Source organism: Bacillus cereus group sp. N31 (assembly GCF_016483245.1).
In the GTDB taxonomy this organism is placed as follows: Bacteria; Bacillota; Bacilli; order Bacillales; family Bacillaceae_G; genus Bacillus_A; species Bacillus_A toyonensis.
This window is the reverse complement of the sequence record NZ_JAEHCH010000003.1, coordinates 234260-256532: the sequence shown is the minus strand read 5'-3', so window position 1 is coordinate 256532 and position 22273 is coordinate 234260. Positions and strand designations below refer to the sequence as shown.

Here is a 22273-nt window from a genome sequence, read left to right as displayed (position 1 = left end):
CTATGAAAATTGAACATATCGCAATTTGGGTAAATGATTTAGAATTAATGCGTGATTTTTATATAAAATACTTTAACGGTAAATCAAACTCTTTATATCATAATGAAGCGAAACAATTTGAATCTTATTTTATTACGTTCGAATCTGGAGCAAGGATCGAACTAATGCGTAAAAAAGGTATAGAAAACCAGCCTAACCTTCATATAACTGGCTATGCACATATGGCTTTTTCTGTCGGTAGTGAAGAACGTGTAAATACATTTACTACAACATTACAAGATGATGGTTACCCTTTATTAAGTGGACCTCGTTTCACTGGAGATGGATATTACGAAAGTGTGATAGGCGATCCGGAAGGTAATCAAATTGAAATTACGATTTAGCTTACTTTTTCTTTTCTGAAGAACAAATAAAAATTGGTTTGGAGGAATATTATGCAAAAGCTATATTTTACTAAATATGGAGCAACAGATTTCAATCAATATTTCCAACTCGTATCAAATGAAGAAGTGATGGCGCAAATTACCGAGCGTGCCATTCCGTTAGATGAGGCACAAAATGACTTTGAAAAATTGTTAAAGCGCAACGAAAAGCATCGGCTATTTGGCTCCTATAAAGTGTATGACTCTATTACAAATGAATATATCGGCCTTGGACACGTTACACTCAGTGAGGAAAATGAAAAAGAGGCTGAAATTGGTTATATGATTTTGCCAGGATACTGGGGAAAGAGATATGGTAGTGCGATTGCAAAGGAATTAATGCATATAGCGAAGCAAACAGAAGTAAACGTATTAAAAGCAATTATTGATCCGAATAATATCCCCTCTCGTAAAATATTATTAAACTTCGGTTTTACATCTGAAAAAGTTTGCGAGATTGATGGATTGCCTGGGGAGATTTTGAGTACATATATTTAACTATATAAAAAAGCAGTGCTACATTTGAACTAACCGTAGCATTGCTTTTATCTTTTATTATTATAAAAGTCCATTTTCACTTTAATACGAACTAAATCATTATTTCTTTATCTCGTCTACTACACTTTGAACTAAAGAGATAAGAGCTTCCTTTGTATCCTCATCTGTTACCTTTGCATCATCACTAAATTTAGTGCGCACTGATGGGATTAATAGCGAACCATTTTGAACGACAATTGTATCTAGCATACCTAGCGTAAGTAATAATGATTCATGAGCTTTATCCCCTCTAGCAATCGACGGTGAAGCTGTTATAATAGCAACTGGCTTTTTATAAAGTTCCGCTGATGAAACAAGCCATTCTAATGCATTCTTCAAAACTCCTGGAATACTTTTTGCGTACTCTGGTGTACAAATAATAAGTGCATGTGCCTCACTTAATGTCTTTCGAAATTTTTCAACAACAATCGGTGCTCCAACTCGATCTACATCCGGATTAAAATGAGGTAGTTCCCCTATCCCATTATAAATAGTGTAATCTATACCTTCTGGAATAAATGCTGCTAAAGTTTTTAATACATTTGTGTTGGATGACCCTTCCCTAATACTTCCTGAAATCGCTATGACCCTTTTGTGTTTACACATATGATCCCCCCTAAGAACATCATACTGATACAGCCATAGAAAAATCAAAAATATTGAATCATTTAACAAATGTACATCCGTTAAATTTGTTTACATAATAATATTATGAGTATAAAAAACGAATCAGTTATTACTTTCACCGTTTTTCATTTAGTCTCTACATACCACGCACTATTCCACCACCGAAAGTAAAACTTTCTCAAGCTCTTTTTTAGACAACATACTATCGTTTATATACACTTGGTATGCATTTCTTCCTTCTTTTGCAGGTACTACTATTTTTTTATTTTAACATGCTGGATATGCATTAGAACCCAAATAACGTTCTTTTATAATTTGACGATGATGAAGCTCATGACCAGCGATAATGTTTGCTAATGCAAGAACCGTGACTTCAGAATTGTTCGCGATTCCCCTTTGTAACCAGGCTTCTTTATCTAAACTTTTAAGCAAATGCACAGTAGATTGGCGAACAACTGTTAAATTCTCAAGAAGATCTTGCATAGATTGCTTATCAAAAGCTGCTCTAAGAACATACATATCATCGTTATATCCAGGAAGTTCTGCTGTCTCGCCTCTTGCTATGGAAAGCAATCGATATGCCATAATACGTTCAGTATCCACAATATGACCGATTACTTCTTTTATACTCCGTTTATTAGGAGCATATCGAAAATGTCCCTCACTATCAGAAATATCTTTCAATAAAAGATTTGTTTCCTTCATTTGTTGCTCTAGAATACGTATGATATCTCCATTTGGTATTAAATTTATGTACGTTGAATAATACGGATTATATTCATTTGCGTCTGGTCTCTTTTGCATGCTTATCATCCTTTTTATCTTATCTTTATATACAACTTATCATAAAGTATTATCATATTAATCAGATAATTTAAATTCTAAAACAAAAGGTCCCCTTCCTATAGAATTACATTAACAAAGCGACTCATCCCCAAGCTTCCAACTAAACCATCTCCCATGCCCTTCCGTTTCCCCAACAGTTTCACGATATTCGTTTCCGTTAATATAATAATCAATATGAAGATCACGATCCCACATGTTGTTATATAGGTGGAATACATCACGTTTTGCACCAATTTCTTTCATTTGTTTTTCTAGCGTATGTTTTACATTTTCAGGTATTTGGTTTGCCACATGTGTATGGAAAATACAAATAACAGCATCTTCCCTTATTTGATTTACAATGGCCGGAAGAAGCGCTACACCGTCCCCTTCAATTAATTGCACTGATTTTTCTTTTACAAGCGTCGCTGCTTGGTCAAACATTTCAAGCCTTTCTTTATGTTCTGGCCAAATGAGTGCACGTAGCCATAAATAATCTTCCTCATTATGTAAATCATTCACATGTAAATCAAGCCCGATTCTTTCTACGACAGGCGGACTTTGTTTTAGAAAACGCGGCACATTCTCCCCTCTTATTTCAGAAGTTACATGCACATTTGAATTTACATTTCCGTACATTTCATCCGTTCCGTACGAATAACGGTATTGGTCCCAGAACAATTGTAATCCAGAGCTTGTCCCAATTTCAATTAATGCTACTGGTTTATTCACTTTGTTAAATATGTAACAGAAACTTGGGTATAAGTATGCACACCTTCTTACTTCATTTGTTTGAACGAGTTTTGTTTGTAACAAAGTAATGATTTCTTCTCGGTATTCTTTACAGAAACCTTTAAAATAATCAAAAGCTTTGTCTAAATTTGTTTCGGCATTTTCAACTAAACTACTATAATACGTTTTTAAATGATGTTCTTTCCCTGCAAGCAATAAATAATGTACTGCACCTAATAATAAGTTTGGGACTGGTTGACCTACCTGAGCATAGGACGATAGTGTAAGTACTTCCTCATCTTCAGCAATTTTCATTGATAAATATTCATATAAATCACTTGACCCTTTACATTCCTTTATTGAAAAGTTTCGAAATAAGTTTGAAATTTGCTCTTTTGTACGCATTAAAATCCCTCCTTTTCATTTTTCAGAATAATCTTACCCTTACCGAGAGAAAAATCCCATAAAAAGGTACTCGATTTAGTCAATTAAGGATACGTAAGCTTTTTCGAGATAATTTCAAACTGTAATTTTTTTCTATTCATTAACTGAAAAGTGCTTGTTAAATAAGAATTTTGGCAAATAAAACGTTAAATAGTTTAAAATTATCAGATAACACTAGATATTTTAGTCTATTAATTATTATAATAGAGTATGAGATGGTTATATAATTGAGACAAAAAAGGTATACACCTAGGTGGGGCCTAGGCGGTGTTTCTCTTTTACGGCTTAGACATAGAAAACACCTACTCTTTTTTGCCAATATAGGGGATGGAGAGATTATCATGAGCAACATGCAGCAAAAAACAGACGTTATCTTAATTGGTGCAGGAATTATGAGTGCAACGTTAGGCTCATTACTAAAAGAATTAGCACCTGAATGGGAAATTAAAGTTTTTGAAAAACTCGCAAGTGCCGGGGAAGAAAGCTCTAACGAATGGAATAATGCAGGTACAGGGCATTCTGCGCTATGCGAACTGAACTATACTTCCGAAAAATCTGACGGATCTATAGATATTAGTAAGGCTGTAAAAGTGAATGAGCAATTCCAGCTTTCAAGACAATTTTGGGCATATCTTGTAAAAAGCAAATTAATTCGTAATCCACAAGATTTTATTATGCCACTTCCTCATATGAGTTTAGTAGAAGGGGAAAAAAATGTAGAGTTTCTAAAAAACCGTTTTGAAGCGCTTTCAAAAAATCCACTGTTTCAAGGAATGGAGTTTTCTGATGCTCCTGAAACATTAAAAAAATGGCTTCCTCTCATTATGGAAGGTCGTACATCTAATGAACCGATGGCTGCAACGAAGATTGACTCTGGAACAGATGTTAACTTCGGTGCATTAACACGTATGTTGTTTGATTACTTACAAACGAAAAATGTTGAGCTAAACTACAAACATAGTGTCGAAAATATTAAACGCACGAAAAATGGTTTGTGGGAAGTAAAAGTACACGATATGAATAGTGGTAAAATTGAGCATCATACTGCAAAATTTGTCTTTATCGGTGGCGGTGGCGGTAGCCTACCTCTACTACAAAAGACAGGTATTCCTGAATCAAAACATATCGGTGGATTCCCAGTAAGTGGACTATTTATGGTATGTAAAAATCAAAAAGTAATTGAGCAACATCATGCAAAAGTATACGGTAAAGCTAAAGTTGGTGCTCCGCCAATGTCTGTACCTCATCTGGATACGAGATATATAGATAATAAAAAAGCTTTACTGTTCGGACCGTTCGCAGGGTTCTCACCTAAATTCTTAAAAACTGGTTCAAATCTTGACTTAATCGGTTCTGTAAAACCGAATAACGTCTTAACGATGTTAGCTGCTGGTGTAAAAGAAATGGGACTAACAAAATACTTAATTCAACAAGTTATGTTATCACATGAAAAACGTATGGAAGAATTACGCGAATTCATTCCGAACGCAAAAAGTGAAGATTGGGATATTGTAGTTGCTGGGCAACGTGTACAAGTAATTAAAGATACTGATGCTGGCGGTAAAGGCACACTTCAATTCGGTACAGAAGTTGTAAGTGCAGCTGACGGATCAATCGCTGCATTACTAGGTGCTTCACCAGGTGCTTCTACTGCCGTTCACGTCATGCTTGAAGTATTAGAAAAATGTTTCCCTGATCGTATATTAGGATGGGAAGAAAAAATAAAAGAAATGATTCCTTCTTATGGCATTTCTCTTACTGAAAATCCAAGACTATTCCAAGATTTACACACTTCAACTGGACGTACACTTGGATTAAACGAAAAAGAAACTGTTCATAATTAATGAATACATTCACAAAATGACATAATAAAAACGTCCGATATATTCGGACGTTTTTTCTTCTTTAAAAATTATACTTATCAATATTATCTTTCGTAAAGACAACTCGCTCTGGTAATACGATAATTCCGTTTCCTTCTGCCTCATAGTCATATCCTTGTATGGAGTTAGGCTCTACTTTCACTTTTCCGATACCTTTTACTTCGAAGCTATCCCCTACTTTTAACTTCTTCCCTTTTACAACAATTTCATTTGCTACATATGTTGCGAGAGCCCCTTGCTGTTTTACATCCCATAATCCAAATTGTTGTACTGTTCCTCGTTTTACATAATCACGCATAACGTTCGGCGTAGAAAATCCAGTTACAACTACTTTTTTATCCATTTTTAAATTTTCTGCTGCTTGTGCCATTGCTGGAAGTGCTGTTGCATCTGGACAAATGACTGCGTTTATATCAGGATACGTTTTTAATATGTTCTCCCCTACTGACAAAGACTTTTGCGCATTATTTTCACCATATTGAGTCGTTACAATTTCCCAGTTCGGATATTTCTTTTTAATTATTTCTTTCGCCTTCGTTACCCATTGGTTTTGATCCGTTACAGTTGGACTTGAATAAAAGAATGCTACTTTTCCTTTATCTCCAATTTGCTTTGAAGTCATTTCAATCAATACATTCGCAAGTTGATCTGGTGTTCCTTGACTTATATAAAAAGAACGATCTTTCGGATTCACATCAGAATCCCACGTTAACACTGTCATCCCTTTTTTCTTAGCACGTTGCAGTGATTGTGATAGGCCATCCACTGATGTAGAAGAAACCATTAATGCATCATAGTTTTGGTTAATAAAATTATTTATATATTTCACTTGTCCTGATACACTCGCTTCAGACGGTCCATCATATTTTACTTGTACACCTAGTTTATCCCCCATCTCTTTCGCACCTTCACCACCTGATGTGAAAAAACCAACTCCAGTTAATTTCGGGATGAATGCAAATTTTACATCATCAGCATTTTTCTTATCTGCTGTTTGACTAGAGCAAGCAATTAAACCGATTAAACAAATACATACAATAATAACAATCCCCAGTTTTCTCTTCATGACATTTCCCCCTTATGCAAATTCCTTCTTTTTCCCACTAAGAATGGATGTACTTTGAAATGTCTCATAATAACTGAAAGAATAAGGATAATACCAATCACTACATTGGATTGTTCATTAGTTAAGCCTGTCATTTGCAAGCCATACTGCATTAGTCCTATAAATACACTCGCTAGTACAGTACCGATAATACTTCCTTTTCCCCCTGTAATAAGTGTCCCGCCTAATACGACTGCTGTAATGATCGGTAAAATCGTTTCACTTCCCATATCAGCACGTGCGGAACCAAAATATGCAGTTAAGAAAGCTCCCCCTAATCCACCTCCTAACCCAGAAATTATATAAGCGATGATGACTACTTTCTCCTTTTTGATTCCGGTGTATTTCGCTGCATTTTCGTTTGCGCCTGTTAATTTTACGTGGCGCCCATATATGGTACGATGAAACAATACAGTGCATAAAACAGTTAATACAGTTAGGATCCATAATAGATTAGGTATTCCTACTAAACTACCATTTGCCAGTTGCACATACGCATCAGGTAAACCACTTATTCCTTCGTATCCAGAAGCGCCCGCACCTCCTGAAATGACGAGTGCAATTCCTCCGTATAAAAACATCGTTCCGAGTGTAACGACAAGTGGTTCTACACCTGTCATTTTTATAATGATTCCGTTTAAAGCGCCTGCTAAGCAACTTATTATTAGGGCGATTATGACAGCAAACAAAATAGGTATTCCGCTCATCCAAAGTACACCAATCAAAATCGAAGTGAGCCCCATTATTGAGCCGACCGATACATCAATTCCTCCTGTTACAATAACGAAAGTCATTGGTATCGCCGCGATTGCGATAAATAGGAAATCATTTGTACTAAAAAGGAGATTACTAACGTTGAAGAAATCACTATTTAGAAAACTAAAGAGAATGAATTCTATAAGAAGGAATACGATTAGAACACCTTCCCATCTGTAAACATGCTTCATATATTCATCCTCCTTTCTGCTCTCCACTTTTTCATTACACTATCTAATATAATAATAAGTAATAGTAAAAATCCTGAAATAGCATTATTCCAAAATGCTGGTATTTTTAAAAAGACGAGTGAACTGCTTATTGCTTCTAAAAATAATGCACCTAATGCGGCCCCAAATATAGAACCTGTTCCCCCTTTTAAATGAATTCCTCCTAGCACAGCAGCTGCGATAGCCTGTAGTTCTATTCCTGTACCTGTTTGATTTGGAACGAACCCGATATTCATAACAAAAATGCAACCAGCAAGTGCCGCACTTATGCTCGATATAATAAACGCATTTATCTTCACTTTATTAACAGGTATCCCAATGAGTCTTGCACCATTTTCATTATCACCTACCGCATAAAAGTATCTTCCGTACGGCACTTTCATTAAAAAGAAATAGAGTAGTAGTAAAATAATAAGAACAATCCATACAGTTATCGGTAGACCAAGTATGACGATAGATGACAGCTGCTTAAAATCGTTTGGAATATCTTCAATCCACTTCCCGCCTGTGAAGATTAACATTGCACCTCTAATAATTCCTAGCATGCCTAATGTCATAATAATGGCTGGTACCCGAAACTTCGCAACGCCAATCCCGTTTACGAAACCGATAATAGTGCCAAGTATCATAGTAGCAACAATTGAAAAGAATGCACTATACCCGTTCGTTAACAACATTCCGCAAACCGCTGCGCTTAATCCCATAATCGAGCCAACTGATACGTCTATATTTTTCGTAAATAAGACGAAAGATTGGCCAATTGCTAGAACGACTAAAATAACGCTTGATTTCATCATTAAAGATAACGAGTTAAACTGAACAAAACTAGGATTTATCATTCCGACAATGGCTATATACATAAGTAGTAACAGTATGATAGACGTTTCGTGCATTTTATACATGCGTTTCATTCCGTTACACCCCCGTATGCAAGACGTGTAACTTCACCTACACTCATTTGTTCTTTCTCTAAATGAGAAACAAATTGACCATTTCGCATTACATATACACGGTTAGAAAATTGGACAATTTCCTCAATATCTGAAGAGTTCATTAATATGGCGAGTCCTTCCCCTTTCATTTTTTCTATCGCCTCATACACTTCAAGTCTTGCTTTTGCATCAATTCCGCGCGTCGGTTCATCGAGAATAATAATTTTTGGGTTACATGCTAAATATTTCGCAAGCACGACTTTTTGCTGATTACCTCCTGATAAAGATGCCAGTTCTTCATTCATGTTTGGCACAACAATTCGAAACTGGTCTATATACGACTTCGCTAAAGCGCTTTCTTTTTCTCGGCTAATAAAAAAACGATTATTTTGCTGTAAACATGCTGCTGTAATATTTTCTGTAACAGATGCGATTGAGAAAATCCCATTCCTCGCCCTATCCTCTGGCACATAAACGAGTCCTTCGCCTAGCCTTTTATGCAAAGAAAATGTATCAATAGATTTTCCTTCTAATAAAATAGACCCTGTTTTTATAGATTTCAATCCAAATATTGCTTCTGCTAATTCAGTTCTACCTGATCCAACGATGCCAGCAATACCTACAATTTCTCCAGCGTGTACAGCGAATGATATATTTGAAAATGCGTGGCCAGTTACATTCGTTACTTCTAATATTTTTTTCGTCCTTTCTATCTCTTGAACTACTTCTCTTTTTTCTTCCTGTTTATATCCTTTTGGCAATAGTCCCTCCATCAGCATGTCATAAGTATAGTCACATACATCCCCTTGGCTTATAATCATTCCATCACGTAATATCGCTACTTTATTAGCAATTTCAAAAATTTCTGGAAAACGATGCGTAATGTATATCATCCCAATTCCTTTTTCTTGTAAACTTTTCATCAACACAAAAAGACTCTTCATTTCGTGAGTTGTTAATGTCGATGTTGGCTCATCTAAAATAAGAATCTCGGCTTCTCGTATTAATCCCCTAACGATTTCTACTAATTGTTGCTGCGCAATGGATAACGATGCTCCTAGCTCATAAAGGGCAATATCCCAACCTAAACTGTCCATTAATTGCTGAATCTTTACTTTCAGTTCCTTTTTCTTTCTGTTTAGCCCAATACATATATTTTCTTCAATAGTCATATGCGGAAAAATGAGTGGTTCTTGTGGTATTAAATACATACGTTCTCGATGTGCTTCTGACGGATTTGAAAATTGTTGCCTCTTTCCTTTTACATACATTTCTCCACTATCATACGAATATAACCCCGTTAATATTTTCATTAATGTTGATTTTCCAGCACCATTTCCCCCAACTAAAGCGTATATATCTCCACGCTCTACTTGTAAGTTCACTTCTTTTAGCACAAGTTGATTTGAAAACGCCTTACTCATTTTCTTTACTTGTAATAAGGGTATGTTCTCCACATGATGTCACCTGCCTTTATCCCGCTATTTACTACCCGTTCATGCCCGATTGGTGCGGGCTGAAAATCAGTGGAATGAATAAAACCCCCACTAATTACAGTTTCACTTTATGCAGAACATTTTTTGAGAAAATGATTATTTGTTCTACTTGTTTTGTAGCATTGTATATTCCTTTTTTCATATCTAGAACACTTTTTTCACCAGACGTTTCATCGTTTCAACTGGAATAAACAAAATATGTGGCACATATGTTTAAGCATTGGTCAATTGTTGAAAGGGATGAAGAGTATGCCACAGCTGAACTTTGAAGAAAATTTGTTAACAAAAGTCGCTTGGTACTATTATAAAGATCAATTAACACAACAAGAAATCGCTTCACTTCTTCACATTTCAAGAAATAAAGTGGTTCGGTTATTAGATAAGGCGCGCAGTGAAGGAATCGTTACTTTTCACGTAAAAGGGACTGGTTTACACTGTTTGAGCATTGAGCGTGACCTAATGAAAAAATTCAACCTAAAAGATGCTTTCATTATCCCTACTCCAATAGACAATTATGCCACTTCTCTCGGAAAAGCTGCTGCACAATATTTAGAGACTCAGCTCCAGCAAGGCGATTTACTCGGTATTGGCTGGGGAGAAACGATTAGCAAAATGCTAGAAAACATTCATTTTGAAAGTTCTATTAATCTTTCAATCGTAACGCTAACAGGCGGAGTCAACCACTACCTCCCAAGAAAACAAAATTATTTACATTACATGCAAGGTGATCTTCATATTATCCCCACTCCTTTTCTTGCATCTACTACTGAAATGGCAAAAAGTATTTTATCAGAACCGAGTGTGAAAGATATGCTTCATGTCGCTTCACTTGCACAAACGACAGTTGTCGGTATTGGAGGGTTATCTCAAGATGCTACCATTGTGAGAGAAGAAAAATTAACACTACGTGAAATGACATATATTCGTAGCCAAAACGGTACTGGCGATATTTTAGGACAGTTTTATAATACGAATGGCGATTTATTGGAGCTTCCGCATCACAATCGTCTTATTGGCACGCCGCTCTCTATTCTTCGCAATATGAAACATGTCATTGGTGTTGCTGGAGGTACAGAAAAGATAGATGCAATTTATGGTGCCTTAAAAGGAAAGTTCATTCATACATTAATTACAGATGAGGAAACAGCCCTCTCCTTATTACGAAAGGATGGTGATTGTTAATGTCTACTTTATTAGCTTTTGATGCTGGTACGGGAAGTATTCGAGCTGTACTTTTTGATTTACTCGGTAATCAAATTGCGGTCAGTCAAAAAGAATGGGTTCATAAAACCGACCCTCTTTACCCAGGCTCTATGAATTTTGATGTAATTGAAAACTGGGAGCTAGTACAACAGTGCACGAAAGAAGTTCTACAAAAAAGTAGTGTCTCTCCTTCTTCTATTCAAGCTATTAGCGCTACTAGTATGCGAGAAGGTTTTGTTTTATATGATAAAGATGGGCAAGAAATATGGGCTTGTGCAAATGTTGATGGGCGCGCATCCGCTGAAGTTAGTGAACTAAAAGAAATTCGGTCACATCTTGAAGAAGATTTATATACAAGATCTGGGCAAACTTTTTCATTAGGGGCTTTACCTCGCCTACTTTGGATTAAAAAACATGAACCTGAAGTCTATAGCAATATTCATTCTTTTACGATGTTAAATGATTGGATTTTATATAAATTAAGCGGCGTACTGCAAATCGACCCTTCAAACGGTTGTACGTCCGGAATTTTTGATTTACACAATAGAACTTGGGATAACGATGTCGCTAAAGAGTGCGGGATAACTTTACCGTTTTCACCAAAAGTAAATGAAGCTGGCACCGTGATTGGTAATGTTACAAAAGAGTGTGCAGCATTAACTGGTTTACGCGAAGGAATTCCTGTAATCGCCGGGGGCGGAGATGCTCAAATGGCATCACTCGGAACTGGAGTCGTGAAGACTAATCAAACATTAATATGCGGGGGCAGCTTTTGGCAACAAGAAGTGAATATTACTAAACCAATAACAGATCCGCATGCTGCGATTCGCGTAAATTGCCACGTCGTTCCAAACCTATGGCAATATGAAACGATTGCCTTTTTCCCAGGTCTCGTTATGCGCTGGTTTCGAGATGCCTTTTGCCAAGAAGAAAAGAAACTTGCAGAAAAACTCGGTGTAGATGCTTATGAATTGTTAGAAGAACAAGCGAAAGACGTACCGGTCGGTTCACATGGCATTATCCCTACTTTTTCAAACGTCATGAACTACATTTCTTGGCGTCATGCCTCACCTTCTTTTTTAAATTTAAGCTTAGATGCTGACAAATGTGGAAAAAAAGAAATGTTCCGCGCTATCGAAGAAAATGCCGCCTTCGTTACACTTGGTAACTTAAAATTAATAGAAAATCTAACTGGTACGTTCCCTTCTGAAGTTATTTTTGCTGGCGGCGCCGCTAAAGGAAAACTTTGGCCACAAATTCTTTCAGACGTACTCGGAATTCCTGTTAAAGTACCTGTTGTGAAAGAAGCAGCTGCTTTAGGAACTGCGATTGCTGCTGGTGTTGGTGTTGGCATATATTCATCTATAGGAGAGACTGCCGAACAGTTTGTACAGTGGGAAAACACATTCGAACCAGTTACTGAAAATCACGAACTATATAAGGCGTTCTATGAAACTTGGAAAACTGTGTATGACAGTCAGCTCACTTTAGCTGATATAGGACTTACATCACATATGTGGATCGCACCAGGTGCACTGTAACACATTACATAAAGGAGTGAAATGTATGCGAAAAGCGAATGAAAATGATTTCTCCTATCGCTTCGGTGATAACGGGCCGAAATATTTAATACAAGGTCCAAATATTGATCTTGGCCTTGTTGTCATTCAGCCTGGGCAAGAGTTTCAAAATCATTACCATACAACATGCGAGGAAGTCTTTTATGCATTAGAAGGAGAAATAGAATTCTATGTAAATAATGAAAGAGTTCCAATTAAACAAGGTGATGTCTTACAAGTTCGTCCTCATGAATCTCATTATCTTATTAACCATTCTGACAAACCTTTTAAAGCTGTTTTTATAAAGTCACCACATTTACCAAATAAAGATACTGTACAAACGGAAAATCCAACATTAACGAAGGAGTGATTTCGAATGACTTGGGGATTTAAAAATCGATTAAATACAATTTTACCTGATGGAAGAGCGGTTATGTTAGCGATCGACCATGGCTATTTTTTAGGACCGATTCACGGACTAGAACAACCATTAGAAACAGTTAAAAACTTACTTCCTTATACAGATTCCCTTTTTTTAACGCGAGGTGTACTTAGCTCTTGTATTCCTGAAAACTGCAGCACACCGATGGTTATGCGTGTATCTGGCGGAGCTACTGTCGTCGGTAAAGATTTAGCGAACGAAACTATTGTTACACCTGTGAAAGAAGCAGTAAAACAAAACGCAATTGGCGTCGGCGTTTCTGTCTTTGTTGGATCAGACTATGAAACACAAACGGTTTTAAATCTCGCAAACGTAGTTTCAGAAGCTCATGATTACGGATTACCAGTTCTCGGCATTACCGCGGTCGCAAAAGAACTACAAAAACGAGAGGCACGCTTCCTCGCACTCGCTTCCCGCGTATGTGTTGAAATGGGTGCTGACATTATTAAAACGTACTACTGCGAAGGATTCGAAAAAATAACGAGCACATGCCCTGCCCCAGTCGTCATCGCCGGTGGACCGAAACTAGATTCAATCGAAGACGCATTAAACATTACGTACAATGCACTGCAAGAAGGTGCAATTGGAGTAGACATGGGCCGAAACATATGGCAATCCGAACACCCCGCTGCGATGATTCAAGCGATTCATGGTATTGTGAAGAACGGATTGAATGTGAAAGAGGCGCTGGAATTATATGATGATGTAAAAAACTATGGTAAAAGATAGACTATTACACTTAATAAATACAAAATCAATATTTACTATAAGGAAAAGCCCATATCTAACATATGGGCTTTCTTTTACATTTTTAATTGTTCCGAATCTAATCCGATTTCTACAGATCGCGTACGTTCCAAACAATCTCACCTCGTTCACCAAACGTACTGTGATGCCGCTTAAATCCTATCTTTTCTAATACCCGGAAGGACGCCGTATTCCAAGCACCTACAGTTGACCAAAGTCTTTTGCGACCCGTAGCAATCGCAGCCTCCAGTACTGCAGATGCTGCCTCTGTCGCATAACCCATACGATGAGCACTGCGGAACAACTCATATGCAATCTCCGGCTCTTCAAGCGTGGAACGACCGATAATTAAGCCACAGTATCCGATGAAATCGCCTTCGTCTCGTCTACGAATCGTGAGAAGGGATATGCCATTTTCGGTTGCTTTCTTGCGCTTCTCAATAAGATCGTTACGAACAGATTCAACGGTTGGCATTTCCACTCCACGTTCACCAATTAGTTCTCTAAGCCAGACTGCATCGGATTCCTCCCACATATTCAGGTCAAGTCGTTCCGTTTTCAACTGGAACGCCATAGCTTTAAATGAAGCTGTCATAATGAAAACCTCCTATTTATTTCACTGTACTACTTATAATAGTTTTGTACTGCACCATATGGGAAACCTGCTTAATTCTCTAAATTTTCTTGTATCAGTATACATTATTGGTATTTTATGCATAAGCAATTCCTTTGCAAAATAGACCTTGTTATGAAACTTTATTTCAAATCTATAATATTTAGTTTAAGAGGAATACCCTCTAGTTTATAAACATTTTGATGTTCACTTATCATACAAATAAAATGCTCAAGCCCCTTTCCAAACTGGATAAGGGGCTATATTCACATCTTCAAAACAATTCCTCTTATTGCTATCGAACTTTCTTACCATCTTTATAGTCAAGGCACGATACTTCAATTAACAATCCATTAAACATTGTAAAATAAAAACCATAACTACTACCTCTCATCACATAAGGTGCCTTGTCTATTTCAATGCCCCCAGCTACTAAACGATTATATGATTTATCAACTTCATTTGTAGTTTCCACTAAAAAACCAATATGAAAAGCTTCTGGATACGTAACGTCCTTATTCCCCTTGAATGCTTTTGGATCACTTAATACAAGTATAAATCCACTCTCATCGCTCATCACTACAAGTGCCTTTCCTTTTTGCTCCAAAAATTGAAAATCAAAAAAAGTTTCAAAGAAATGTCTCGCTTCTAATAAATCATCAACACATAAATTCAAATGATTCAACTTCATTCACTCATCTCCTTTTAAACAGGGGCTATACAGAAGTATTTTGACCCATATTAATAACACCCGAATGTTTAAGGTTGTATTCAAGTGTTCATTTTTTAATAGTTTAATACTTTTTTCTATCGTCTAGAACGTTTTTTCAATGCAACTTTTAAGATACAGTGGATGAAATTATACGAACGATTCGAAACGGAATATCTATTTACCAATAAAATTTAACAATCGTATTCTATTGTTTATTCTCCAAATGAATTAAAATCCACTCAATTAAGAAAACTGCTGAAGAGATTCGCTCTGTCGTGTCACCTAAAAACAGTTTATTTATAAAATCTTCAAAGTGAGTTGGTACTTTGGATAATGTTTCAATATACTTCAAAACAGATCCAGCTGAAGGTACTGGCTTGTTATTAATAGCCCATATTCCCTCTAACAATGTCCAAGTTGATGTTTGAACTATATATGATGCTTTTAACTCATCTTTTGCTTTCAGAGCAGTCTTAATTTTAATTAGCGAACTATGTAACCAATGAGAAATGCCCTTTACTTTATCACTAGCAACTCGATAGTTTTCAAATTTTTGTTTTGCTATTGCCTTTAATTCTTTCAATTCACCGCTTTTATCAAACAAAATTTTCCCTTCTAAAAATGAATATAGTTCCATCTGATTATTTTTAAAGTTTACTTGTATTTGATTAAAACCAGCATACTTATATTCAACTAAAATATCTTCTCTCATTTCAGAATAAAATCGCTTCTTTTGTCCGTCTTCTAAAAGAATATATAAGTCTAAATCCGAATCAGGATATGCATCACCTCTTGCGACAGAACCGATGAGCATAAATCCGGTTACTTTTTCTATAGATAAACATTCGTTTAAAATTATTTCCACTATTTCTTTATGTTTTTCATATGTAATAAATGAAAGGTTTTCTATCACTTACATCCCTCCAGTACTAAAAAAGAGGATACATGTTAATTTCTACAACATGTATCCTCTGCTTATATTTTACGACTGCTGATAAGCCGCTTTCGATGATTTCACATAATAAACACCGTGTTCAACGTTAATGATATGATCTGGTTTTGGTTTACCACGGCCCGCTCTATGTCCAGCTAAATGTTCTTCACTCGTTTCCCAGTTTTTCCATGCCTCTTCAGATTCCCAGCGAATCATAACGACAACTTCTTCATCGCCGCGTCTTACTTTTTTCACAAGAACACTTAAGTCAATGAAGCCTTCAAATTTTTCAATTATACCTTCTCCAGTGAAACGTTCTACAACTATATTTGATGTACCTTCTTTTACAGTAAATGTTTTCGTTTCGATAAACATATATCCCACTCCCTCTTTGTAATTCGAATACTAGTATTCTTCTATTATAGTTGATTATGATAATTATTTTCAATTATAAAGTTTTAAATCTTTTGAATTATGGTGTTTTCTCTTCAACTGCCTCATCTAAAAATTTAAAATATGGGAGTAATATTCCTATTAAAGAAGTGACACATATAATCGCACCGATGATAAAGTATAGTGCTCTAACTCCCCACATTTCACTTAGTATGCCTCCTACTAACACACCTAACGGCATAGCGGATCGTATGAAAAATAGTCGAACTGAAAATACTTTTCCTATCATATTGTTCGGGACAGTTTGTTGGCATATTGTCGTGTTATGAACATTGAAAAATGCGATGCAAACACCTGCAATCACTTCAGTTATTACCGCAATTATTATACTATGATTGAACCCTAGCGAAATGTATGTGAGCCCTCCTATAAACAATCCACCAAGCATAAGTATACGCCGGCTTTTATATGTTACTTTTCCGACTAGCATAGATCCAACTACATAGCCAAGCGGGAAACCAGCCATAAAATAACCAAACTCCGCATATCCTGCGGACAACTCGTCTTTTATATAAGGAAGATTTGTAACCATCGTTACCCCTACTCCAAACTGTACGAAAGTAAGAAATACACCGAGCCAAACGATGATTGGTTTTGTGAAAAAGTATGTAAAACCGTGAAGAAACTGTTCTAGCCACGTTTTTCTCAATTCTTGTTTTACTCTTTTTTCTTTTATGAAAAGTAACAATCCCCCACTATTGAATAGACAAACACAAACGAACAACATTGTTAATTTGATTCCAATGAATGTAATAACGATACCACCTAATAGTGGCGCAAGAAACATCATAAGACGAGTCATTCCATCAATATACGCATTTGCATCTTGAAGTTGTTCTTTACTTACAATGCTCGGTGTAATTGCTTGACTTGCAGGTGTATAAAGCGGTGTAATGAGCCCAATTATAATTTGAACGACATACACGTGCCAAACTTCTATATTACTAGTAACTACCATGACTAAAGGTAGTAAGAAAATAGATGCCCGCATCCATTGCGAAAAAATCATAATCCACTTTCGGCTCCATTTATCAATAAATGGTCCGCTTATTAGTTGCAGTATGAGAGATGGGAAAAAATATAATAACCACATACTACTTAATGCTGTTTTTGATCCCGTTAACTCATAAACAAGAATTGAATTACACAACGTCCCGAAAGCTCCGCCTAATTCCGAAATTGCGCTACCAATCCACATAAAAAAGAATGAACGATTTTTCAATACACTCTTCACTATAGCTCACCAACTTTTCTATTTAATTCCTCCCTTTATGTACATTCTCGTTGTATATTATCTATTTAAAAATACATCTAATTCTTTCGCTAACGACTGCACTGCTTTTTTTCTCAATACATATTTTCCGTCATGTATATCAACTAACTTAGCCGAACGTAATAATTTTAAATGATGATGCACTGTCGATTTACCAAGTTGCAGTCTTTCCGTAATTTCCTGCAATGTACGTTCTTTTTCAAACAACATTTTTACAATTCGTAATCTCGCTTCATCCCCAAGTGCTTTATGTTTTTGAACTAAAAAATAATTCGGCTCATACGGATCTTCTGGATGTATACTTTCATTTGCGACAGGATAATGAAACACTTTCGTATCTTCAATATCAGCTTCTATATTCCACGGCCTGTACGTCAATTGCGGGATAAGAAGTACATAATGAACACTTGGCTCTGGCATATAGTTAACGCCACCAGTCGCCCACTCGACAAACTCTTCCGGTTTCATCTTTTTATTCATTTCATTCTTTGCTTCATAGTCTCGCTCTAATATAGAAAGTAATTGCTCTTCCTCTTTTTTAATAACACTCTCATACCATCCTGTCATAACGGCGATAAAATGGTCCTTTAGTTCTTGTATATCACTATTACATATAAAGCTAATATACGTAGAGAAAAACTGATGATCCTGTGTCAGTTCCTTTAATTTTTGTATTGCAGTTACGTCTCCATTTCCTGCTAAATGTCTTTTTTCTTCATACTTCTCTCCTACAAAGGGTAAACATATATACTTTAAATCTTCTTCTGAAAGCGAATCGATATTCGCAATAAACTGTGATAGATTTTGAAAATCTCCTTCATACAACAACTGAAGCAGCGCTTTCCACGTATTATGCTCTTCTACAAACTGTAAGTGCTCCCTCATTTCTTCTGTTAATGATTGTCTAATTTCTTCCCATTCGCTTTGGGATTTTTCAAGTGTGTCTATTAACCTTTTATGAGTAATTGCCGCAATGCCAAGTGCACATTCGAAAAGTATCGAATACTTCATTTGAATATGGTACGTTTCCCTCTTTCTACTCGTTACATGAAAGACTTCCATTTGATCCCCTCCTTATTTGCTATATATTAAATTCTATAATTATCGAATTATACCTTCTATATTTTTAGAATTATATTACAATTACCGAAAACTAAAGACTCTGATAATCTTTTTAATCCTTGCTCCATTAAAACGCCGATTGTTAAATACCTTATTAATAATGGAGGTTCCTTTTTTAGCTCTTTTATACGTTGCAGTTCATATTCTTGTTCTACTATAGGGCAGGCATATTGAAGAGAAAGGAGAATGTATTACATGGAGAAAAATAATGTAGGAAGCGTATGTTTATTTTTGCAATTACTAACGTTAAGAGTACAAAAGATGTTTATTAAAAAAGAATTAAAAAAGTATACTTGGCAACAATATATGAATATCCTTTTGCACGATGCTTATCATACAGGACAAATTATACAACTTCGGAAACTCCAAGGTTCATGGCCAACTCATCGTTCTTATTTATAAATAATGATTAAAATTGCTTAAGTTTAACATGCCACAAAACAATTGAACGCAGTTAACTGTTACATCAATTTCTCTCCCGTAATTACTACTATTACCCAAGATAAAGTAATAAGAAAAAGAGCATCGTAACAGACATAGTCTAGATACGAACCGAAAGAAGTGAAAACGTTAGGTTTTATAAAATTACTTTTATTGCTACAGATAATAAGTGGGAATCTACCGAAGGACCTTTTTATATCAATGTCCCACATTACAAAGAACTAAATGGGCCTGCTGTAGATAATGGACAATTATTTGATTTTACATTAGCTGAATAAATTCAAAAAAAGCAAATGAGATGCTAGCTCTCATTTGCTTTTTTGTAAATCTATGTTTATTAATAGTATAAAATATTAGCCCAAACCAATCGGGTATTTCCAGACCGTAATCCCCCATCTAACTTCTTCACATGCGCCGCTTATTAATTCATTTGCGCATCGTTCAATAGCTCAATTATTTCACTTAACATTTCTTCTGTAAATGCGCCTGCACTAAAGTTTACTAACGCTCGTAACGGCATGTAATTTAGCATAGCATCCATCATTTCAGAGGCATCACTATCCCCTTCAGCCATACTTGCAAACGGGCTGTCTTTTAATGCTTTTTCCATAAGCTCTTTTGCAATTGGTGCTAACATTCGGTCCGCAAATATGTCCCCTAGTAACGTATTCCGATGCACTGTTTTTTTAATTATAGTCGTTGATTGAACGAATATGTTATCTTGTAAAACAATCTCTCTTGAAGACTTTCCTACTAAAATTTCGAATTCACCTGTTTCAACATGCCAGTCCTTCAATTCAACATTATAATAAGCAAATGACCTGTTATTTAAAGTAAAACTAACCGTTTTTTCTTCTCCCGGTTGCAACTCTACTTTTTCAAATCCTTTTAATTCTTTTTCAGGACGAATCATACTACTTTCAACATCTTTTATATACAGCTGAACAATTTCTTTCCCAGCTATACTACCAGCATTTTTCACGTTTACAAGAACAGAAACAGTATCCTTTATCTCGTTTTTACTTATTGAAAGTTTACTATACTCAAAGTTTGTATAACTTAACCCAAAGCCAAATGGGAACAATGGTTCAATATTTTTTGCATCATAATAACGGTATCCAACGAACACGCCTTCTTTATATTCTACTTTATCACCTTCACCCGGGAAGTTTAAGTAAGAAGGATTATCGCTTAAAACTTCCGGGAATGTTTCTGCTAGCTTCCCACTTGGATTCGCATCACCAAATAATAAATCAGCAATTGCTCCGCCTAATGCTTGGCCACCTAAATAGCCTTCAAGTATTCCTTTTACTTTACCTATCCATGGCATTTCAATTGGCGCACCATTACTTAAAACTACAACGATATTACTTTGAACTTCAGCAATAGCCTCAATTAATTGCACGTGATTTTCTGGCATTTGTAAATGTTTTCGATCAAAGCCTTCTGATTCATAACGATCTGGAAGCCCAACGAAAAGGACAGCTGTATCTGCGCTCTCAGCTATTTTTTTTGCTTCATTAATCAAGTTTTCATCTACGTCATCGCTTGCAAGATCATAGCCTTGTGCAAATAAAATGTTCGTTTTTTCACCTGATACCATTTCAAGTTCTTCAAAAATACTTTCAAGCTTTGTTGGATTAATATGAGAGCTTCCGCCACCTTGATAACGTGGTTGCTTTGCAAATTCTCCAATTACCGCTACCGTCCCCTCTTTTTTTAGCGGAAGAATGGAATCTTCATTTTGTAACATAACCATACTTTCAATTGCAACTTCCCTTGCAAGCTGATGATGCGTGTCCTTACTATACGTAGCGTTTTCTAATTGATTATCATAAGCTTTAAAAATAATGTAAAGAAGACGCTCAACTGCTTGATCAAGCTTTTCTACACATAGCTCACCACAATTAATTGCATCAATAATTTTCTTCTCACCAATTCCAAAGCTTGAAGGCATTTCTAACTCTAAACCGTTCGCTAAACTTGCAACACGTTCATTTACTGCGCCCCAATCAGATACGACAAAGCCTTCAAATCCCCATTCATCTTTTAAAATATCATGTAACAAATAATTATTTTCCGAAACGTATTCACCATTTACTTTATTGTAAGCACTCATTACTGTCCAAGGCTGTGCTTCCTTAATAACCTCTTCAAAGCTTGCAAGGTAAATTTCACGTAAAGTTCTTTCATCAACAATTGTATCTACAGACATTCTGCGATGCTCTTGATTATTAGCTGCGAAATGCTTTAATGACGTTCCAATGCCTTGACTTTGGACACCTTTAACATGATTTATAGCCATTTGCGATGATAAATACGGGTCCTCTGAAAAATATTCAAAATTTCTTCCGCATAGCGGTGAACGTTTAATATTTGCACCTGGTCCAAGGAGAACACCTACATGTTCAGCCTGACATTCTTCTCCTAATGCAACTCCTACTTCATGTATTAAGTCTTTATTCCATGTACTTGCTAACCCTACTGCTGAAGGGAAACAAGTCGATGGAATACTGTTATAAATCCCTAAGTGATCTGCTCCCTCTGCCTGTTTTCTTAGACCATGTGGTCCATCAGTTACCATAATTGATGGAATCCCTAATCGTTCAATCCCTTTTGTATTCCAAAAGTCTAATCCAGAACATAGACTTGCCTTTTCTTCTAGCGTCATTTCAGAAATGATTTTCTTAATATCTCTTTTCATGATAGCCCTCCTAAAAAACATATAAGTAAACGCTTTCTTAATGATATTATAGTTATTATCTTTTAGATCTTATGGTATATT

General features: G+C 36.0%; 22 protein-coding genes. 8 read left to right on the top strand and 14 right to left on the bottom strand.

The window, feature by feature from the left end:
- The first annotated feature begins 2 nt into the window (after window positions 1-2).
- Window positions 3-383 (top strand): VOC family protein, encoded by a 381-nt coding sequence (locus tag JDS81_RS07755; RefSeq protein WP_000687538.1) that lies wholly within the window; start codon window positions 3-5, stop codon window positions 381-383.
- Between the two features lie 51 nt (window positions 384-434).
- Window positions 435-920, top strand: a complete 486-nt coding sequence (locus tag JDS81_RS07750; RefSeq protein ID WP_001171007.1) for a GNAT family N-acetyltransferase — start codon at window positions 435-437, stop codon at window positions 918-920.
- A gap of 99 nt (window positions 921-1019) precedes the next feature.
- Here JDS81_RS07750 and JDS81_RS07745 read toward each other — a convergent pair whose 3' ends face one another.
- The 3 genes from JDS81_RS07745 to JDS81_RS07735 all read right to left on the bottom strand — a co-directional run bounded on the left by JDS81_RS07745 (window position 1020) and on the right by JDS81_RS07735 (window position 3548).
- Window positions 1020-1565, bottom strand: coding sequence for an NADPH-dependent FMN reductase (locus JDS81_RS07745; RefSeq protein ID WP_097954657.1), 546 nt, complete (start codon window positions 1563-1565; stop codon window positions 1020-1022).
- Between the two features lie 288 nt (window positions 1566-1853).
- Window positions 1854-2390, bottom strand: coding sequence for a DinB family protein (locus tag JDS81_RS07740; protein WP_097954656.1), 537 nt, complete (start codon window positions 2388-2390; stop codon window positions 1854-1856).
- Window positions 2391-2501: 111 nt separating this feature from the next.
- Window positions 2502-3548 (bottom strand): DUF2332 domain-containing protein, encoded by a 1047-nt coding sequence (locus tag JDS81_RS07735; protein ID WP_097954655.1) that lies wholly within the window; start codon window positions 3546-3548, stop codon window positions 2502-2504.
- 380 nt (window positions 3549-3928) lie between these two features.
- Between JDS81_RS07735 and JDS81_RS07730 the strand changes: the two genes are divergently transcribed.
- Window positions 3929-5431, top strand: a complete 1503-nt coding sequence (locus JDS81_RS07730; protein ID WP_000069153.1) for a malate:quinone oxidoreductase — start codon at window positions 3929-3931, stop codon at window positions 5429-5431.
- A gap of 61 nt (window positions 5432-5492) precedes the next feature.
- Here the strand turns inward: JDS81_RS07730 and lsrB are convergent, their stop codons facing one another.
- From lsrB to JDS81_RS07710, 4 genes are read right to left on the bottom strand one after another with little or no spacing between them, the layout of a single operon-like run.
- Window positions 5493-6536 carry an autoinducer 2 ABC transporter substrate-binding protein LsrB gene (gene lsrB, locus JDS81_RS07725; protein ID WP_097954654.1) on the bottom strand — a complete coding sequence of 348 codons (1044 nt, stop codon included), beginning with the start codon at window positions 6534-6536 and terminating at the stop codon, window positions 5493-5495.
- The gene (locus JDS81_RS07720) at window positions 6533-7522 is read right to left on the bottom strand and encodes an ABC transporter permease (RefSeq protein ID WP_142316343.1); all 990 of its coding nucleotides are present in this window, start codon (window positions 7520-7522) and stop codon (window positions 6533-6535) included. The genes lsrB and JDS81_RS07720 overlap by 4 nt, the downstream gene beginning before the upstream one ends.
- Entirely contained in the window at window positions 7519-8472 is a 954-nt protein-coding gene (locus JDS81_RS07715) for an ABC transporter permease subunit (protein WP_097954652.1), read from the bottom strand. The genes JDS81_RS07720 and JDS81_RS07715 overlap by 4 nt, the downstream gene beginning before the upstream one ends.
- On the bottom strand, window positions 8469-9950 hold the full coding sequence (locus JDS81_RS07710; protein WP_142312437.1) for a sugar ABC transporter ATP-binding protein: 1482 nt from the start codon (window positions 9948-9950) through the stop codon (window positions 8469-8471). The genes JDS81_RS07715 and JDS81_RS07710 overlap by 4 nt, the downstream gene beginning before the upstream one ends.
- Before the next feature lie 270 nt (window positions 9951-10220).
- Here JDS81_RS07710 and JDS81_RS07705 point away from each other — a divergent pair, with 270 nt between their 5' ends.
- Genes JDS81_RS07705 through lsrF form a run of 4 tightly spaced genes read left to right on the top strand, consistent with a single transcriptional unit; the run spans window position 10221 to window position 13922 of the window.
- Window positions 10221-11171, top strand: a complete 951-nt coding sequence (locus JDS81_RS07705) for a sugar-binding transcriptional regulator (protein ID WP_141499325.1) — start codon at window positions 10221-10223, stop codon at window positions 11169-11171.
- On the top strand, window positions 11171-12733 hold the full coding sequence (gene lsrK / locus JDS81_RS07700) for an autoinducer-2 kinase (protein WP_142311462.1): 1563 nt from the start codon (window positions 11171-11173) through the stop codon (window positions 12731-12733). Before JDS81_RS07705 ends, lsrK begins: the two co-directional genes overlap by 1 nt.
- 25 nt (window positions 12734-12758) lie before the next feature.
- Entirely contained in the window at window positions 12759-13121 is a 363-nt protein-coding gene (locus tag JDS81_RS07695) for a cupin domain-containing protein (RefSeq protein WP_097954649.1), read from the top strand.
- Window positions 13122-13127: 6 nt separating this feature from the next.
- A complete protein-coding gene (gene lsrF, locus JDS81_RS07690; protein ID WP_097954648.1) occupies window positions 13128-13922 on the top strand; it encodes a 3-hydroxy-5-phosphonooxypentane-2,4-dione thiolase in 795 nt (264 codons plus the stop codon).
- 109 nt (window positions 13923-14031) lie between these two features.
- Here the strand turns inward: lsrF and JDS81_RS07685 are convergent, their stop codons facing one another.
- From JDS81_RS07685 to JDS81_RS07660, 6 genes are all read right to left on the bottom strand, one after another.
- Window positions 14032-14535, bottom strand: a complete 504-nt coding sequence (locus tag JDS81_RS07685; protein ID WP_087969414.1) for a GNAT family N-acetyltransferase — start codon at window positions 14533-14535, stop codon at window positions 14032-14034.
- Window positions 14536-14848: 313 nt separating this feature from the next.
- Window positions 14849-15244: a VOC family protein gene (locus JDS81_RS07680; protein ID WP_000773071.1), complete on the bottom strand. Its 396-nt coding sequence runs from the start codon at window positions 15242-15244 to the stop codon at window positions 14849-14851.
- Window positions 15245-15470: 226 nt separating this feature from the next.
- Window positions 15471-16178: a nucleotidyltransferase family protein gene (locus JDS81_RS07675; RefSeq protein WP_097954646.1), complete on the bottom strand. Its 708-nt coding sequence runs from the start codon at window positions 16176-16178 to the stop codon at window positions 15471-15473.
- A 69-nt stretch (window positions 16179-16247) separates the two neighbouring features.
- On the bottom strand, window positions 16248-16574 hold the full coding sequence (gene hmoA / locus JDS81_RS07670) for a heme-degrading monooxygenase HmoA (protein ID WP_000469501.1): 327 nt from the start codon (window positions 16572-16574) through the stop codon (window positions 16248-16250).
- A gap of 97 nt (window positions 16575-16671) precedes the next feature.
- The gene (locus tag JDS81_RS07665; protein ID WP_097954645.1) at window positions 16672-17886 is read right to left on the bottom strand and encodes an MFS transporter; all 1215 of its coding nucleotides are present in this window, start codon (window positions 17884-17886) and stop codon (window positions 16672-16674) included.
- 57 nt (window positions 17887-17943) lie between these two features.
- Window positions 17944-18987: an ArsR/SmtB family transcription factor gene (locus tag JDS81_RS07660; protein WP_097954644.1), complete on the bottom strand. Its 1044-nt coding sequence runs from the start codon at window positions 18985-18987 to the stop codon at window positions 17944-17946.
- A 255-nt stretch (window positions 18988-19242) separates the two neighbouring features.
- Between JDS81_RS07660 and JDS81_RS07655 the strand changes: the two genes are divergently transcribed.
- Window positions 19243-19449 (top strand): hypothetical protein, encoded by a 207-nt coding sequence (locus JDS81_RS07655; protein ID WP_097954643.1) that lies wholly within the window; start codon window positions 19243-19245, stop codon window positions 19447-19449.
- 460 nt (window positions 19450-19909) lie between these two features.
- Here the strand turns inward: JDS81_RS07655 and JDS81_RS07650 are convergent, their stop codons facing one another.
- A complete protein-coding gene (locus tag JDS81_RS07650) occupies window positions 19910-22192 on the bottom strand; it encodes a glycoside hydrolase family 3 C-terminal domain-containing protein (protein WP_097954642.1) in 2283 nt (760 codons plus the stop codon).
- Between the last annotated feature and the right edge of the window lie 81 nt (window positions 22193-22273).